The organism is Humibacter ginsengiterrae (assembly GCF_054780115.1).
Window position 1 is genome coordinate 391472 of record NZ_BAAGWY010000001.1, and the last position, 16495, is coordinate 407966.

A 16495-nucleotide genomic window follows, 5' to 3' on the forward strand; every position below is an offset into this window, starting at 1 on the left:
GTGGCGCCTGTACCGAGCCTCCCACGATGGTGAACTCAGCGAACGATAGGCTAGCCCGAAGTCCCGGTCGGGAAATCTGTCACGTCCGTCAATCGCAGGATCGACGGCGCGAAAGAGACTCTCGACTCGACGATGACACCGCGAAGGGGACGGCCCATGCGGATCGAGTTCGCCGAATCCGAGCGCTCCACAGTGGGCATCGAGTGGGAGATCGCGCTCGTCGACCGTGACACCGGCGACCTGGTGCAGGTGGCCGACGAGGTGCTTCCGGCACTCGGTCCTGGCGATGGCAGCGAGCATCCGCAGATCACGCACGAGCTGCTGTTGAACACCATCGAGCTGGTCAGCCGCGTGCACCGCAGCGTTCCTGACGCCGTCGCCGACCTGCAGGGGCTCATCGGCCTGGTGCGCACCGTCACGGACGAGATGGATGTCGAGCTCATGTGCGCCGGAACGCACCCGTTCGCGCAGTGGTTCGACCAGCGCTCGACGCAGTCGGAGCGCTATGACCACCTGCTGGAACGCACGCAGTGGTGGGGGCGGCAGATGCTCATCTGGGGTGTGCACGTGCACGTGGGCATCGATGACCGCGACAAGGTGCTCCCGATCGTGAACGGGCTGCTCACGTACTACCCGCACCTGCAGGCGCTCAGCGCGTCCAGCCCGTTCTGGGGCGGAGTCGCGACCGGGTACGCGTCGAACCGGGCACTGATGTTCCAGCAGCTGCCCACAGCCGGACTGCCCTGGCAGCTGACCGAGTGGAGCGACTACGAGGGCTACGTCGACGACCTGATCACCACGGGCGTTATCAGGGACTACACCGAGGTGCGCTGGGACATCCGGCCGTCTCCGCACTGGGGCACGGTGGAGATGCGGGCGTGCGACGGGGTGTCCACCGCGACGGAGCTCGGAGCCCTGGCGGCCGTAATCCACTGCCTCGTCGACCGGATGTCCGACCAGCTAGACAGCGGAGAGTCGCCGATGGTGCTGCAACCGTGGTTCGTGCGCGAGAACAAGTGGCGGGCTGCGAGGTGGGGCATCGACGCGGACATCATCGTGGATGCCGGCGGAGCGCAGGGCGCGGTGGCCGACGGCATCCGCTCGCTCGTGTCGGAGCTGGCGCCAACGGCAGAGCGACTCGGATGCGCTAGGGAGCTGGCCGACGTGGAGCGCATCCTCGAGCGAGGCATCAGCTATCAGCGACAACTCGCCGTCGCCGACGCGAACGGCGGAAGCCTGCCGGCCGTCGTCTCCTCGCTCACGAAAGAGCTGCGCAACGGGCTCGACTGGCACCCGGCGGCAAGCGGAAACGGCGCCGGCTGACTCGGTCGGCTGAGAGCCAGGTCGGCCGGACGGGAGGGGCCGGGGCCCGCTAGCCGCGGCCGAAAAGCCGCTGCACCGCCGCGAGTTCCTCGCCTGTCGGAGGCTGCTGGCCGCCCTTCTGACCTGCCGCCGGTGCCGTGCCCTGCTGCCCGCCGAGGCCGAAGCCCGATCCGCCCGCTGAGGAGCCGCCGGGCTTCACTCCCGCCGCCAGCGCCGCGTTCTCGGCGGCGCGCTTGGCCGGGTTGCCCGAGCGCGACGACTTGCCCTTCTTCTGCTGCTGCTTGCGTCCGCCGTAGCCGGCGCCCGGGATGGGCCCCATGCCCGGCACATTCGGCACGCCGCCCTTGGCGACGGTCTTCATCATCTTCGAGGCCTGCTCGAACCTCTGCACCAGCTGGTTGACATCCGTCACCGTCATGCCGGCGCCCTTGGCGATGCGCAGACGCCGGGAACCGTTCAGGAGCTTGGGGTTGTGCCGCTCGGCGGGAGTCATGGACTGGATGATCGCCTCGGTGCGCACGACCTCCCTCTCGTCGAACTGGTCGAGCTGCTGCCGCATCGCGCCAGCGCCGGGCAGCATTCCGATCATCTTCTTGATCGAGCCCATGTTGCGCAGCTGCTGCATCTGCTTCAGGAAGTCGTCGAGCGTGAAGCTGTCGGTCGCGAACTTCTCAGCGACCCTGCGCGCCTCGTCCTCGTCGAACGCCTGCTGCGCCTGCTCGATGAGCGTGAGCACGTCGCCGAGATCCAGGATGCGGCTGGCCATGCGATCCGGGTGGAACGGCTCGAAGTCGTCGAGCCCCTCACCGGTGGACGCGAAGATGATGGGCCTGCCGGTGACGGAAGCGATCGAGAGCGCCGCGCCGCCTCGGGCGTCGCCGTCGAGCTTCGTGAGCACGACGCCGGTGAAGTCCACGCCCTCCTGGAACGCCTTCGCCGTGTTGACCGCGTCTTGTCCGATCATCGCGTCGATGACGAACAGCACCTCGTCGGGGTTCGTCGCCTTGCGGATGTCCGACGCCTGCTTCATCAGCTGGGCATCGATGCCGAGGCGGCCGGCCGTGTCGATCACGACGACGTCGTACTGCTGTCTCTCGGCCTGCTTGACGGCATCCTTCGCCACCCGGACCGGGTCGCCGACGCCGTTGCCGGGCTCGGGCGCGAACACCGGAACTCCCGCCTGCTCGCCGACGACCTGGAGCTGGGTGACCGCGTTCGGACGCTGCAGGTCGGCCGCGACCAGCATCGGGGTGTGGCCGTCTTTCTTCAGCCACTTGGCGAGCTTGCCGGCCAGGGTGGTCTTACCGGCGCCCTGCAGACCGGCCAGCATGATGACGGTCGGCGGGTTCTTCGCGAACTCGAGCCTGCGCTGCTGCCCGCCGAGGATGCCGATCAGCTCCTCGTTGACGATCTGCACCACCTGCTGCGCGGGATTCAGCGCCTGGTTGACCTCGTCGCTGAGCGCGCGCTCGCGCACGGTCGCGGTGAACTGCTTGACGACATCGAGCGAGACGTCCGCATCGAGCAGGGCGCGACGGATCTCGCGGACGGTGCCGTCGACATCCGACGCCGAGAGCTTGCCCTTGGTGCGGAGGTTCTTGAAGGTCTCGGTGAGCCGGTCGGAGAGCGTGCCGAAGGTAGCCATGGTGGGCTCAATGGTAGTAGAGCGTGCTGAGCCCTACTCGCCGTCGTCCACGGCCACCACGTCGCCGCGGTCGTCGAAGCTCACCTGCAGCACCGCATCCGTCTCGTCGGGGTCGATCGAGTAGGTGAAGACCGCGAAGGCGTCGTCGTCTCCGGTGACATCCGGGCGCAGCGACACGGCGAGAAGCTGCAGGGAGCGCAGCACATCCATGGCGATGTCGCCCGAGTTGTGCACGAGCAGGTCGAGCAGCGACTCCCCCATGTCGTCGACCCGGTGGTCGATGTACTGCGTCGTCACCGAACCGCGCTCGCTGAGTTCCGCGATGAGCGCGTCACGGGCGCGGGCATCCAGTCCCTCCAGCGAACGGATGACCGTGGCAGCGGCATCAAGACCGCTCTCGGCGACGTCGCCGGCGGCCGGTGCCCTGAGCTCGACCTGCACGGGCTGTTCAGCCACTTCGACGGTCTCGCTCCAGTACAGACCGCCCGTGGAGTCCTCCTCGACGATGCCGAAGAAGTCGTGCTCTATCGCCATGCCCGTATCCCTTTCCGCGGTCAGCCGACCAGCTGCTGGGCGAAGACGTGCGGCGTGAATCCGGTGAGGTCGCCGATGCTTTCACCCTGCCCGACCAGCTTGATCGGGAGCCCGGTGCGCTCCTGCACTGAGAGAACGAATCCGCCCTTGGCCGAGCCGTCGAGCTTGGTCAGCACGAGCCCCGTCACACCGGCGTGCTCGATGAATGCCTGCGCCTGGGCGAGCCCGTTCTGGCCGGTCGTCGCGTCGAGCACGAGCAGCACCTCCGAGATCGGCGCCTGCTTCTCCACAACGCGCTTGATCTTCGCCAGCTCGTCCATCAGTCCGCCCTTCGTGTGCAGGCGACCGGCCGTGTCGATGATCACGATCTCAGTTCCGGTGTTCTTGGCGTACTCGATGGTCTGGAAAGCGACGGATGCCGGATCCTGCCGCTCCTGCTGCGGCCGCACGATCTCGGCGCCCGCACGCTGCGCCCAGGTCGCCAGCTGCTCGACCGCGGCGGCGCGGAACGTGTCGGCGGCACCGACGACGACGGAGCGATCGAAGTTGCGCACGAACTTGGCGAACTTTCCGATCGTGGTGGTCTTGCCGACGCCGTTCACCCCGACGACTATCACGACGGCCGGACGCTCCGTGAGCTTCAGGGTGGGATCGAAGCGGGCGAGACGTTCCTCGATGGTCTCGCGGAGCATCCGTTGCAGATCGGCGGGGTCCGTCGTGCGGTAGCGGTCGACCTTCCGACGCAGCTCATCGACGATCTCCTCCGTGAGCGCGGGGCCGAAGTCTGCTGTGATGAGGGCGGTCTCGAGGTCGTCCCAGGTCTCGTCGTCGATCGTGCGCTTCGCGAACATGCCACGGAGCGCGCCGGCCAGGGACCAGGAGCGTTCAGCCATGCGTCAAGACTATGGGCAACGGCGCCGACGTCAGTGGGTGCACGTACTGTCGAGCGCATGCAGACGACCTCCTTTCTCGACGAGCTTCGCTCCAGCCTCTCCGGCACCCTGTTCCTTCCCGACAATGACGGATATGACCAGGCGCGGCTCGCCTGGAACCTCGCCGTCGACCAGCGTCCGGTGGCAGTCGCGGTTCCGGCGGACGTCTCCGATGTGGAACGCGTCGTGCGAACGGCCGCCGCAGCCGGGCTCGGCGTGCTGACCCAGCCGAACGGGCACTCGGCCGCCCGCGACCTCTCCGGCATCATCCTGATCAGGCCGAGCGCGTTCGACGAGGTCTCCGTCGACGTGGAGCGTCGCACGGTTCGCGTGGGTGCCGGCGTCAACTGGGGGCGGGTGCTTCCGCTTCTGGAAGGCACGGGCCTGATCGCGCTGGCCGGGAGCAACCCCGAGGTGAACACCGTCGCCTATTCGCTGAGTGGCGGGCACTCGATGTTCGGGCGCGCGTACGGGTTGCAGGCTCCTGCGCTCACGGCGGTGGAGCTCGTGGATGCCGCCGGCGACGTGCGGCACATCAGCGACGACAGTGACCCTGAGCTGATGTGGGCGCTGCGCGGCGCAGGTGGGCTGTTCGGTGTGGTGACCGCGATCGAGTTCTCGTTGTTCGACGGCGACGAGCTCTACGGCGGCAAGCTCATGTTCGCCCCCGAGCGTGGCGCCGATCTGCTCAGCGCCGTGTTCGAACTCGCGAACACCGAACCCGCGCTCGGCCTCTCGTTCGGCATGATCAACTTCCCCGATGCGCCGGCACTGCCCGAGGCGCTGCGGGGCAGAACATTCGCCTCGGTGGACGCCCTTCACCTCGGAGACTCGAGCTCCGGCGCCCGGCTGATCGAGCCGTTGCGCGCAGTGGGAACGCCGATCGCCGATACGTTCAGCACGTTCGGCATCGGGTCGCTCGCAGCAGTCGCCGCCGAACCCACCGACCCGATGCACTACGAGGACTGGGGCAGAGCGACAGCCGGCGTCGATACCGCGTCGGCCGAGCGTCTGGTCGACGCGTTCCACCAGGCATCCGCACACGGACTGTTCCGATTCGAGGTGCGCCCGTTCGGCGGGTCTCTCGTCAGCGGCGACCGCTCGCGCTCCGTCGCGGCGCACGTCGCTGCTCCGGCGTACGTGGGCGCCAGCGTGATGGTTCCCGGTGGCCCGGGAACGGCGGAGGTCGATGCGGCATTCGCACCGCTGACATCCGCGGTGGGCGCCACGCCCGCCACAGGGAACGTGCTCACCTTGACGGATGCGAGCGCCACGATCGCGGATGCCTACGATCCGGATTCGATCGCGCGCTTGCGCCGTCTCAAGGAGCGGCACGATCCGAAGGGAGTCATCCGAGCGGCACGGGAACTGCCGTAGGCCGTCAGGCTCAGGCGGTCTGCCGCTCCTCCTCGACGGCCTCGGCTCGGGGCTCCCGCTCGGCGACCCGCTGACCGACGACCGCCGATACGCCGTCCTGGCGCATCGAGACGCCGTAGAGCGCGTCCGCGATCTCCATCGTGCGCTTCTGGTGCGTGATGACGATCAGCTGGCTGTCCGCTCGGAGGTCTTCGAACGTCGTGAGGAGGCGGCCGAGGTTGGCGTCGTCGAGCGCGGCCTCCACCTCGTCCATGATGTAGAAGGGGCTGGGTCGCGCCTTGAAGATGGCCAAGAGGAACGCCACAGCCGCCAGCGAACGTTCGCCGCCCGAGAGCAGCGAGAGCCGCTCGATCTTCTTCCCCGCGGGCCGAACGGTGACCTCGATGCCCGTCGTCAGCAGATCGTCCGGGTCGGTGAGACGGATGCTTCCGCTGCCGCCAGGGAACAGCACGGGAAACACCTCGGCGAACGAGCGGCGAGTGTCTTCGAACGCGTCCGAGAAGATGCCCTGCATGCGCTCGTCGATGTCGGCGATGATCGTGAGCAGGTCCTTGCGGGTGTTCGTGAGGTCGGTCAGCTGCTCGGTGAGGAACTTGTGTCGCTGCTCGAGTGCGGCGAACTCCTCCAGCGCGAGCGGATTCACCCGGCCCAGCCTGCCCAGCTTGCGCTCGGCATCCTGCAGCCGCTTCTCCTGCTCGGCGCGCACGAACGGCCGCTCATCGCCGTCTTCGGTCTCAGCGGGAATGGGCGTTTCGGGCCCGTACTCGGCCACGAGCACGTCTTCGACGAGCCCGAGCTCGCTGCCTGCACGTTCGAGCAGGGATGACAGGTGCAGCTTCTTCTCATAGATCTGCAGCTCGAGTCCGTGCACGCTCTCGCTGACCGCCTGCAACCGGTCGCGTAGTGCGGCCTCATCGCGGCGCAACGCCGTCAGTTCCTCGTTCTGGCCGGCCCGGGCGGCCTCCGCGGCCGCCAGCTCCGTGCGTGCGCTGCTCACGGACCGGTCGACGGAGTCGAGCACACTCGGCAGCGACGCGATGACCCGCTCGGCGGCATCCACCTGGTGCCTGCGGACGACCTCACGCCGCGCGGCCTCCGCCGCCGCGGTGCGTTCCTCATCGAGCCGTTTCACGAGCGAGGCGGTTCGCGTCTCCTCGGCGCGCACTCGCTCCCGCGCGGTCTCCGCGGCCATCCGGGCCTGAACCTCCGCTTCGCGGCACGATTCGAGCTCGGCCGAGACGGCATCCCGCTCACCGACATCGAGAATGGGCCGCGGCTTCGACGCGTGCGTCTCGTGGGCGCGTTTGGCGGCGGCGGCCGCCTGCTCGGCCTCGGCGACCTTGGCCTCCGACTCGGCGATGCCCCGGTCGATACGGCCGGCCTCCGCGTTCGCCGCCTCGAGCTGAGCCGTCAGCCGGCTGGACCTCTCGGTCTGCTCGGCGAGTTGTGCGTCGTAGGCCCGCAGCTGGGTCAGAGCCGCCGCGGATGCCTGCTTGGCCGCCTGCAGCGCCTCGCGCTGCCCGTCGTGCTCCGCCTTCGCGGTCGCGATGGCGGACTCCAGCTCGTCGAGACGCGCGGCGGCGGCGTCCCGCTCGGCCAGCAGCTCGATACGGCCGGCTCCCTTGCCCGAACCGCCCTTGAGCGTGTGCTTCGACAGCACCTCGCCGGTGCGTGTCACGAGCACCGTGTCGTCGCCCGTGCTCGGCCAGATCCGGTGGGCCTCGTCCAGGCCGGCGACGACAACCGTCTGCCGCAACAGGTCGCGGATGCTGTCCGTGCCTGCCAGCAGCAACTCCTCGGCGCGCCGTGCGCCCTTCGGCATGTCGGTCAGCGCATCGGCGTCAGCTCCGGCGCTCCTGCTGGTGATGCCGGCTCCGACGACCAGCTCGATCGAGCCGAGATCCTCCTCGGCGGCGAATCGGGCGGCTCCGACCGCGGCATCCCGGTCGGCCACGAGCACGGCATCGGCCAGTGAGCCCAGCGCTGCCGCGATGGCCACCTCGAATCCCGGCTCGACCTTGATCGCGTCGGCCACGCGGCCCTCGACTCCCGTGCGTGCCGCGGCGATGAGCGCGGCCGAGCCGTCCCTGGCTTCCAACGCTCGACCGAGTGCGTTCACTTGGCCGGACAACGCATCGCGCTCCCGTTCCAGCGCGCGCAACTCGTCACGGAGCCGTTCGATCTCCGCCTCGGCCTCGAACACCGCCGCCTGCGCGACCTCGTACGCCTCGGCCAGCTCGCTCTGCGCGTCCGCTCCCAGCGGGGAGTCGCCCTCGCTGTCCGAGAGCGCCTCCTCGGCCGCCGCTCTCCGCTGTTCGGCCGCCTCGAGCTGGTTCCGCTGCCGGAGCACCTCACCGCGGAGAGCCGCGAGACGCTGCGCTGCGGCATCCGCCTGCCCGGCCAGCTTGGTGAGCTCGAGGTCGTGCTGCGAGACGAGCGCACTCTGCGCGGCGATCTGCTCGTCGAGCGCATCGAGGCGCGAACGCGCGGCACGGGTGGCGGCCTGCGCGGCTGACACCGCGGCATCCGCTTCGCCTACCCCGTCGCGCAGCAGAGCCGCCTCCGCTTTCGACGCCTCGATCATGTCGGGGGTGACGGTGCGCGCCGACTCGGAGAGGTCTGTCTGCGAGCCCAGGAGCGCCAGTCGCTGGTTCGCGAGTGTATAGAGGGAGCGCAGTCGTTCCTGCGCCGACTCCAGCGCGAAGGCGGTGCGGCGGGCCGCATCGACCGCGTCGCCGACCTGCTCCTGCTCGATGCGCGCGATCCGCAGCTGCTTCTGCTCGAGCTGTTCCTGCAGCACGATGCGTTCGCTGTGCCGCTGCGATTCGTCGCGCGAGTAGTCGTCGAGCGCAGTACGCAGTCCGACCACCTCGTCTGCCAGCAGTCGCGCGCGCGCGTCGCGCACGATCGCGGCGATGGTCTGCGCCTCCCTCGCCACCTCGGCCTGCGCACCGAGCGGCTTCAACTGACGTCGGATCTCGCCCGCGAGGTCGCTGAGGCGCGTGAGGTTGGTCTGCATCGCCTCGAGTTTGCGCAGGGTCTTCTCCTTGCGCCTGCGATGCTTCAGGATGCCTGCCGCCTCCTCGATGAAGCCTCGCCGGTCGTCGGGGCTCGCGTGCAGAACGGCATCCAGCTGTCCCTGACCGACGATGACGTGCATCTCGCGCCCGAGGCCGGAGTCGCTCAGCAGCTCCTGCACGTCGAGCAGACGGCACTGCTTGCCGTTGATGGCGTACTCGCTGCCGCCGTTCCGGAACAGTGTGCGACTGATCGTGACTTCGGAGTACTCGATCGGCAGCGCACCGTCGGCGTTGTCGATCGTGAGCGTCACCTCGGCACGGCCAAGCGGCCCCCTGGTCGACGTTCCGGCGAAGATGACGTCTTCCATCTTCCCGCCGCGAAGCGTCTTGACGCCCTGCTCCCCCATCACCCAGGCGAGGGCATCCACGACGTTCGATTTGCCGGATCCGTTCGGCCCGACGATGCACGTGACACCGGGTTCGAAGACGAAGGTCGTCGGCTGAGCGAAGGACTTGAAGCCCTTGAGCGTCAAGCTCTTCAGATGCAACCGGCGCCCCCTTCTGAAGCCTCATCTCGTCCCGTTTGCGTCGACGGGGCGCGAAGCCGTCTCTACGGTACCCGACGCCTGGCGGCCAGGCGGGCAGCTGGATAGGCTGTTCGGCTAATTGCCGTTGCAGGGAGTCTCATGCGGGTGACGATCGAGCGGGTGGCCGTGCCCGAGAGCATGGCTGCCGACGCCGACGACTTCACCGGATTCGTGGATGTCGGCAACGACTGCGCCCTTCACCTGTGGCACAACGACGACTTCGTCTACAACCCATCGGACCAGCTCGCCTGGTACCGGGACAGCTCGTTCCGACTGCGGATGCTCTACCTCGCCCGGCTCGACGGCGTTCCCACCGGGCGCCTGCTGGTCACGGTTCCGCTCGAGGAGGACGCGACCACCGCCGAGATCGAGGTGCACGTCATCCCGGCCGCTCGCCGGCACGGCATCGGTGCTGCCCTGCTCCGCCAGGGCGAGGAGCTGGTCGCCGACGCCGGCCGCGTCGACATCTCGACGTTCACCGAGCACGTGCTGGCGGACATCCCGCCGGATGCCCGCACCGTGGCTCCTGAGGCGGGCCCCACGGGGCTGCCGATGGACGACGCGACGAGGTTCGCCCTCGAATCGGGTTACCGGCTGGGCCAGGTGGAACTGGTCAGCAGGCAGAATCTACCGTTGCCGGACGGCCTGCACGATCGGCTCCAGCGGGAAGCAGACGAGCACGGGACCGGGTATCGGATCATCACGTGGTGGCGGCGTTGCCCGGACGAACTCGTCGACGGCTACGCCGCGGCGCGTGCCCGCATGGTGCTCGACGTGCCGCACGAGGGCATCGTGCTCGACCCAGAGCACTGGGACGCGCAGCGGGTGCGCGACGAGGAGCAGCGCTGGATGCACGCCGGAGAGCCCACCCTCGTCGCCGCGGCGGTGCACGAGGCAACCGGTGAGGTGGTCGCGTACACGATCCTGCTCGTGGCCGAGGGCTCGAAAAAGGTCGAGCAGTGGGACACGCTCGTAGTGGCCGCGCACCGCGGGCACCGACTCGGCCTCGCGGTGAAGCTCGCCAACCTGCAGGCGCTGAAGCGGGTTGCGCCTGGTGTGGAGCGCGTTCTCACTTGGAACGCCGCGGAGAACGGCCCGATGCGGGCGATCAACGATGCTCTGGGCTACGAGTCGATGGCGCTGAACGGCACCTGGCAGAAGCACCTGGCCTGACGGTCAGGCTCCTGTCGTCGACGTCGGCGCGGGTGTGCTCGTGCTCGGCGTGGGCGTGCCGGTGGACGGCGTGGTCGGCTTGCTCGTCGATCCGGAGCCCTGCGCGCGCGCCACGCACGCGTCGAGCCGCGTCTTCGCCTTGTCGACGGCACCCTTCACACGGTCACCGTAACCTCCGGACTCCGCCTTCGATGCGATGGCCTTCAAGTCGGACGTGCGGGTGTCACCGCTTGCGTCCTTCGCCTTCTTCAGGTCGTCCCGCAACGAGGACGGCAGACGATCCCATGCTGCCTTGAAGCCCGCGGGCGTCTTCTTGTCCTTCGCGACCGACTCGACATCCGTGCCATAACCGCCGGACTGCGCCTTCTTCAGCACGTTCTCCAGGGCCGTGCGCTTGGCGGATTTCGAGGACTGATGCCGGGCGGATGCCACGTCCTTGCGCAGGGCATCGGGCAGCCTGTCGTAGTCGCGCTTCACCACGAGCAGCACCGCACCGCAGAGGCGACCCTTGGTCCCGGACGCGCTCGCGGCGGGAACGATCGGCGAAGTGGCCGCGACCGTGCGCATGGCCACCGTCTGCGCCGACGCCGGCACTGACGCCGCGGCGACACCGCCGACCACTGCTGCAACCGCCGTCACCCCGGCCACGGCAAGCGCGAGTCGTTCCTTGGCGACCCGGCGGCGAAACCCGCCGGCGATGTCCTTGTTCGGTTCCTTCATGGTAGGGATTCCCTTCGCTCTGCTCCCGGCTCTGCCCGGGAACGCCTGCCGGGCGAGCGCGGCGCTCGCACGGTACGACCCATCAAGACTCGCAAACCCGTGTGCGGCAGCCGTCGGGCGCGTGTTCGAGGAACGTAAGGGTTGTCTGAGAGGCGCGGGAAGCCGGGGCACGGGCATTCTGCACCGGCTTGAATGGAGCCATGGATGCGCCCTCCGGACTCGTCGTCGTGGTCGAAGACGAGCGTGCGATCGCCGACCTCGAACGGCTCTATCTCACGCGCGCCGGTTTCGGAGTCGAGGTTGTAGGCGACGGGGATGCCGCGCTTGGCGTCATCCGTTCTCGTCGTCCGGTGGCCATCGTGCTGGATGTCGGCCTGCCGGGCGTGGACGGGGTCGAGCTGTGCCGACGGCTTCGGGCGGACGACGACTGGACGCCGATCATCTTCGTGACGGCGCGCGACGACGAGATCGAGCGGCTCGTGGCGCTCGAACTCGGCGGCGACGACTATCTCACCAAGCCGTTCTCACCGCGGGAGCTTGTGACCCGGCTGAAGGTCGTGCTTCGCCGCGCTCACGGGGTGCCGAGTCGCCATGAGGTGCGCCTCGGCGCTCTCGTGCTCGATCAAGACACCAGGTCGGCCACGTTCGACGCCGCGGAGTTGTCGCTGACGGCGACCGAGTTCGACCTGCTCTCCTACCTGGCGCGGTCCCCCGGGCGGGTGTTCACCCGTGAGCAGCTGCTCTCCGCAGTATGGGGTCACGCCGACTACGCGTCCGGCAGGACCGTGGACGTGCACATCGCTCAGTTGCGGGCGAAGCTGGGGCCCGCGTCGGGCATCCGCACGGTGCGCGGCGTCGGATACGCGATCGACGCGCAGGCGACACCGGTGACGGATGCCAGCACCGGTGCGCCGCGATCGGCTGTCTGACATGCGCGTCCTCCCCCGCACCCTCGCGGGACGCATCGTGTTCACCACGGTCGCCGTCGCCCTGGTCTCCGCGGTGGTCGCCGGCGCAGTGTCGCTGGGTCTGGTGCGCGCGGCTTCGCTCGGAGATGCCCGGTCGGAGGCATCCACGCTCGCCGATCAGCTCGCGGCGCTGCCGCAGAACCAGCTCGAGCAGCGCGTGAACGACCAGACCACGGCCTCCGCCGAGCCGAAGGTCGCGCTGATCAACGCAGACGGCACAGTCAGCGGATCCATCGGCGTCGTGCTGCGGCCCAAGGTGCGGCAACGCCTCGAACGAGGCTCCACGCTGTCCACGACGGTCGAGCTCGGTGGACGTCGCTTCATCGTGGAGGCGCGTCAGAGCCTCGCCGGAGGAACCGTCGTCGTCGCCCGATCGCTGACCTCGGTGGACGCCGCCGTGTCCCGGGTTGCCGGTCAGCTGCTCATCGCTCTGGCGATCGGGCTGACGGTCGCGATCGGGGCGGGCATCCTGCTCGCACGGGTCGTGTCACGGCCGCTGTCGCGAACGGCGGCGGCGGCCCGCAGGCTCGCGAAAGGCGATCGCAATGTCGAACTGCCGCACACCGCGACCGCGGAGGTGTCCGACGTGGTGAACGCGTTGGACGAGCTGGACGACGCGCTCACCGTGAGCGAGGCACGGCAGCGCGAGTTCCTGCTCTCCATCTCGCACGACCTGCGCACGCCGCTGACCGCGCTGCGTGGATACGCGGAGGCCCTCGCAGACGGCGTCGTCGGCGCGGAGGATGCCCGCGAGGTGGGATCCACGATGCTCACCGAGACCCGCCGCCTCGACCGTTTCGTCGCCGACCTGCTCGAACTCGCACGGCTCGAGGCGCACGACTTCGCCGCCGAGCTGACACCGGTCGATATCGCCGGGGTGATGGCAGAAGCCGCCGCCGCCTGGCGCGCTGTCGCCTCCTCGGCTGGTGTCGAGTTGCGCACGGACGTGCCACCCGGAGTCATCGCGAACACGGATGCCCACCGCTTGCGGCAGATCGTCGACGGCCTGCTCGAGAACGCGCTGAGAGCGACGCCGTCCGGTGGCGTCGTCGCCGTGGAGGCGGACACCGTCTCGGCGACGGATGGCGGCATCCGCGTCGCCGTGACGGTGAGCGATAGCGGTGCCGGACTCACCGCCGAAGACCGCGATTCGGCCTTCGTGCGCGGAGCGCTGCATGGCAAGTACCGCCAGACCAGGGCTGTGGGCACCGGTCTCGGCCTCTCGATCGCGCAGCGGCTCACGGCACGCCTCGGCGGCACCCTGAGCGCGGTCGACACGACCGGAACGCCGTGGGGTGCGTCGTTTCGGCTGGAGCTGCCTGGCATCGATGCTCAGGAGAGCCTTCCTCCCGGCGACACGGCATAGCTGAACACGGCATAGGTTGGTCGGATGGGTGCTGCGACAGTTGGTTCCGGATCCATGCGCGCCGCCGTCGTCCATGAACTCGGTCCGGCAGAGTCCATCCGGTTGGAGACCGTGCCCGTGCCGCGTCCTGGACCGCGCGACGTGCTCGTGCGGGTGAGCGCCACCACCGTCAACCCGGTCGACACCTTCGTGCGCAGCGGCGCCTATCGCACTCTGATGACGTTCCCGTTCGTCGTGGGGCGGGACGTCGTGGGCGTTGTCGAAGAGTCGGGGGCCGCCGCCAGCGGCTTCGAGGTGGGCGACCTTGTCTGGAGCAACAGCCTGGGGCATGGCGGGCGTCAGGGCGCTGCCGCGCAGTTCGCTTGCGTCCCGGTCGACCGGCTCTACCGTCTGCCTGCCGGCGTGGACCCCGTCGAGTTCATCTCTGTGGTGCATCCGGCGGCGACGGCGTGGCTCGCTCTTGTCGAGCACGGGGCTCTGACGCGGGGTGGAACCGCGTTCGTCGGTGGCGGAGGCGGCAACGTCGGCTCGTGCGCCGTGTCGTTCGCGCGCTGGATGGACTGCCACGTCGTCACCACGGCCGGTGCCCATGACCCCGAGCGCCTCACCGCGAGCGGTGCGACCGCCGTGGACTACCGCGGCGAGCGAGCCGACGCCGAGGTTGAAGCCGCCCTGCACCCGGCGGACTCGACACGGCACCCGGGAGCGGATGTCTGGCTCGACACGTCCGGCACGCTCTCGCTCTCACGGGCAGTGCCGTTGCTGGCCGAGCGCGGCCGTATCGTGCTCATCGCGGGCATTGCCCGGCACGACGTGCTCGAGTTCGGCGAGCTGTACACGCATGACCGTTCGATCGTCGGATTCGCGATCAGCAACGCCACCGTCGACGAACTCGCCCGCGCCGCGGACGCCATCGTGCGCGCCGTGACGGATGGAGCGCTGCCGACACCACGCATCCGTAAAGCTCCGTTGGACTACGCCGCCGCCGCACACGCCGCGATCGAACATGGAGAGGTGCACGGCGAGCGCATCGTGCTCGTCCCGTGATGGACGCGGCAGGTTGGTCGTTTATGGCGTCAAGCTCGTCGGTCACAGGATGATCCGTTGCACCGAGCAAGACCGAGCGATCAGCGGAGCCGCTGACAGCGCGGGCAGTAGTGCGACGACCGGTTCATGAACGACGCCCGCACCATCTCGGTCCCGCACCGCGGACACGGCTGGCCGTCGCGTCCGTACGCGTTGAGGCTGTGCGCGAAGTATCCGGATGCGCCGTTCACGTTCACGTACTGCGCGTCGAAGCTGGTCCCGCCTTCGGCAAGCGCCTTGTGCAGCACCGCTCGCACCTCGGCGAGCAACTCGCGGGCCTTGCGGGTCGACAGAGTGGCGGTCGGCTGGTCGAAGTGGATGCGGGCCGCCCACAGCGCCTCGTCGGCGTAGATGTTGCCGACGCCGCTGACGAGCGTCTGGTCGAGGAGCGCGCGCTTGACCGTCGTGCGCCGGGAGGCCAGCGAGGTCAGGAATCGTCGGTCGTCGAATGCCGGGTCCAGAGGATCGCGCGCGATGTGCGCCACCTGGCTCGGTACCCGCGCCTGGTCGACGCCGAATCCGCCGGGCGCGCCGTCGGGAGTCGGCTGCATGCGGTCCACGGCGAGCGAGCCGAACGTGCGCTGGTCGACGAAGTGCACGGCCAGCTCCCCGTGCAGCGGATGCTCCACCATCAGCCGCACCCGCGCGTGGCGCTCGAGAGGCGCACCCGCTTCCCGCAGCAGCACCTGGCCGCTCATCCCCAGGTGAAGCAGCAGCGCGTCCTCTTGCGTCTCGGATGCCTCATCCCGTTGCCCGGATGGTCCGGCCTCGCTGTAGTCGGCCGCCGCCGTGCGACGGTCGAGCGGCAGCCACAGGAACTTGCCTCGGCGGGCGGCGCCGAGCATCCGCCGCCCCGCCAGCAGCGCGGAAAGATCGCCGCGCGCGCGATCGTGCCGGGTGACGGCGCGTTCGTCGAGCACCTCGACGGAGGAGATCACGGCAGCGGCGACCGCCGGTTCGAGACCGGCTCGCACCACCTCAACCTCTGGAAGCTCTGGCACTACTGTCGTCGGCCGTCTCATCGGCCGCACCGGAGTTGGCCATCGACCACGCCCGAAGCGCTGCCGCCATCTCCGCGTTCTTCTTGCTCGTTCCTTCGCCGGTTGCGGTCACCACTCCCTCGACCGTCACCCTGGCATGGAACGTTTTGTTGTGATCCGGTCCGGTGTCGGTCACCACATACTGCGGCGGAGGCGCGGAATGACGGGCCGCCAGCTCTTGCAGGCTGGTCTTCGGGTCCATCGCGGCGCCGAACCTGTCCGGGTCGTCCAACAGCGGTTCGATGAGACGCAGCACGAGCGCCGTCGCGACCTCGCCACCGGCATCCAGGTACACCGCTCCGATGATCGCCTCGACCGTGTCAGCGAGGATCGACGACTTGTCGGCACCGCCGCTGGATGCCTCGCCTCGACCGAGCAGCACGAACTCGCCGAGCCCGATTCCTCGCGCGACCTCGGCAAGCGCGACACTGCTCACCAGTGACGCACGACGCTTGGCCAGCCCGCCTTCCTCGAGACGCGGATAGTCGCGGTACAGCTTGACCGTCACAGCCTGCCCGAGGATCGAGTCGCCGAGGAATTCCAGCCGCTCGTTGTTGGGGATGCCGCCGTGCTCGTACGCGAACGAACGATGCGTGAGGGCGAGCGTCAGCAACTCCGGAGCGATTCGAACCCCAAGGCGTGCCTGAAGCTCATCCGTCGACTCGGCCGCAGCACGACTCAGGCGCACACCGTCATCGATGCGCGCCTGCGACTGCGCACGCTG

At 69.0% G+C, this 16495-nt stretch carries 13 protein-coding genes; 6 read left to right on the forward strand and 7 right to left on the reverse strand.

Annotated features, from left to right (window positions below):
- The first annotated feature begins 156 nt into the window (after window positions 1-156).
- Window positions 157-1323: a glutamate--cysteine ligase 2 gene (locus ACYVII_RS01930; protein WP_460530117.1), complete on the forward strand. Its 1167-nt coding sequence runs from the start codon at window positions 157-159 to the stop codon at window positions 1321-1323.
- 49 nt (window positions 1324-1372) lie between these two features.
- Here the strand turns inward: ACYVII_RS01930 and ffh are convergent, their stop codons facing one another.
- From ffh to ftsY, 3 genes are read right to left on the reverse strand one after another with little or no spacing between them, the layout of a single operon-like run.
- Window positions 1373-2968, reverse strand: a complete 1596-nt coding sequence (gene ffh, locus ACYVII_RS01935; RefSeq protein ID WP_460530119.1) for a signal recognition particle protein — start codon at window positions 2966-2968, stop codon at window positions 1373-1375.
- Window positions 2969-3001: 33 nt separating this feature from the next.
- Complete coding sequence (locus ACYVII_RS01940; RefSeq protein WP_460530122.1) at window positions 3002-3502, reverse strand: DUF2004 domain-containing protein; 501 nt, start codon at window positions 3500-3502, stop codon at window positions 3002-3004.
- A 20-nt stretch (window positions 3503-3522) separates the two neighbouring features.
- Window positions 3523-4395 carry a signal recognition particle-docking protein FtsY gene (ftsY, locus tag ACYVII_RS01945; protein WP_460530125.1) on the reverse strand — a complete coding sequence of 291 codons (873 nt, stop codon included), beginning with the start codon at window positions 4393-4395 and terminating at the stop codon, window positions 3523-3525.
- Between the two features lie 57 nt (window positions 4396-4452).
- On the opposite strand from ftsY, the gene ACYVII_RS01950 reads away from it, so the two are divergent.
- A complete protein-coding gene (locus tag ACYVII_RS01950) occupies window positions 4453-5811 on the forward strand; it encodes an FAD-binding oxidoreductase (RefSeq protein ID WP_460530128.1) in 1359 nt (452 codons plus the stop codon).
- A 10-nt stretch (window positions 5812-5821) separates the two neighbouring features.
- Here the strand turns inward: ACYVII_RS01950 and smc are convergent, their stop codons facing one another.
- Window positions 5822-9379, reverse strand: coding sequence for a chromosome segregation SMC family protein (gene smc / locus ACYVII_RS01955; RefSeq protein WP_460530131.1), 3558 nt, complete (start codon window positions 9377-9379; stop codon window positions 5822-5824).
- A 138-nt stretch (window positions 9380-9517) separates the two neighbouring features.
- On the opposite strand from smc, the gene ACYVII_RS01960 reads away from it, so the two are divergent.
- Entirely contained in the window at window positions 9518-10591 is a 1074-nt protein-coding gene (locus ACYVII_RS01960; RefSeq protein WP_460530134.1) for a GNAT family N-acetyltransferase, read from the forward strand.
- Window positions 10592-10594: 3 nt separating this feature from the next.
- Here ACYVII_RS01960 and ACYVII_RS01965 read toward each other — a convergent pair whose 3' ends face one another.
- Window positions 10595-11311, reverse strand: a complete 717-nt coding sequence (locus tag ACYVII_RS01965; RefSeq protein WP_460530137.1) for a hypothetical protein — start codon at window positions 11309-11311, stop codon at window positions 10595-10597.
- Window positions 11312-11511: 200 nt separating this feature from the next.
- Between ACYVII_RS01965 and ACYVII_RS01970 the strand changes: the two genes are divergently transcribed.
- Genes ACYVII_RS01970 through ACYVII_RS01980 form a run of 3 tightly spaced genes read left to right on the forward strand, consistent with a single transcriptional unit; the run spans window position 11512 to window position 14692 of the window.
- Complete coding sequence (locus ACYVII_RS01970) at window positions 11512-12240, forward strand: response regulator transcription factor (protein ID WP_460530140.1); 729 nt, start codon at window positions 11512-11514, stop codon at window positions 12238-12240.
- 1 nt (window position 12241) lies between these two features.
- Window positions 12242-13645, forward strand: a complete 1404-nt coding sequence (locus ACYVII_RS01975) for a sensor histidine kinase (protein ID WP_460530143.1) — start codon at window positions 12242-12244, stop codon at window positions 13643-13645.
- Window positions 13646-13669: 24 nt separating this feature from the next.
- Window positions 13670-14692 carry an alcohol dehydrogenase catalytic domain-containing protein gene (locus ACYVII_RS01980; RefSeq protein ID WP_460530145.1) on the forward strand — a complete coding sequence of 341 codons (1023 nt, stop codon included), beginning with the start codon at window positions 13670-13672 and terminating at the stop codon, window positions 14690-14692.
- Window positions 14693-14772: 80 nt separating this feature from the next.
- Here the strand turns inward: ACYVII_RS01980 and mutM are convergent, their stop codons facing one another.
- Complete coding sequence (gene mutM / locus ACYVII_RS01985) at window positions 14773-15732, reverse strand: bifunctional DNA-formamidopyrimidine glycosylase/DNA-(apurinic or apyrimidinic site) lyase (RefSeq protein ID WP_460530148.1); 960 nt, start codon at window positions 15730-15732, stop codon at window positions 14773-14775.
- Complete coding sequence (rnc, locus tag ACYVII_RS01990; protein WP_460530526.1) at window positions 15710-16453, reverse strand: ribonuclease III; 744 nt, start codon at window positions 16451-16453, stop codon at window positions 15710-15712. The genes mutM and rnc overlap by 23 nt, the downstream gene beginning before the upstream one ends.
- Window positions 16454-16495 lie beyond the last annotated feature (42 nt).

What these genes read in the sequence shown, in the direction of transcription:
- ACYVII_RS01930 (WP_460530117.1), top strand. Translation starts at nt 157, where the DNA reads ATGCGGATCGAGTTCGCCGAATCCGAGCGCTCCACAGTGGGCATCGAG.
- ffh (WP_460530119.1), bottom strand. Translation starts at nt 2,968, where the DNA reads ATGGCTACCTTCGGCACGCTCTCCGACCGGCTCACCGAGACCTTCAAG.
- ACYVII_RS01940 (WP_460530122.1), bottom strand. Translation starts at nt 3,502, where the DNA reads ATGGCGATAGAGCACGACTTCTTCGGCATCGTCGAGGAGGACTCCACG.
- ftsY (WP_460530125.1), bottom strand. Translation starts at nt 4,395, where the DNA reads ATGGCTGAACGCTCCTGGTCCCTGGCCGGCGCGCTCCGTGGCATGTTC.
- ACYVII_RS01950 (WP_460530128.1), top strand. Translation starts at nt 4,453, where the DNA reads ATGCAGACGACCTCCTTTCTCGACGAGCTTCGCTCCAGCCTCTCCGGC.
- ACYVII_RS01960 (WP_460530134.1), top strand. Translation starts at nt 9,518, where the DNA reads ATGCGGGTGACGATCGAGCGGGTGGCCGTGCCCGAGAGCATGGCTGCC.
- ACYVII_RS01965 (WP_460530137.1), bottom strand. Translation starts at nt 11,311, where the DNA reads ATGAAGGAACCGAACAAGGACATCGCCGGCGGGTTTCGCCGCCGGGTC.
- ACYVII_RS01970 (WP_460530140.1), top strand. Translation starts at nt 11,512, where the DNA reads ATGGATGCGCCCTCCGGACTCGTCGTCGTGGTCGAAGACGAGCGTGCG.
- ACYVII_RS01975 (WP_460530143.1), top strand. Translation starts at nt 12,242, where the DNA reads ATGCGCGTCCTCCCCCGCACCCTCGCGGGACGCATCGTGTTCACCACG.
- ACYVII_RS01980 (WP_460530145.1), top strand. Translation starts at nt 13,670, where the DNA reads ATGGGTGCTGCGACAGTTGGTTCCGGATCCATGCGCGCCGCCGTCGTC.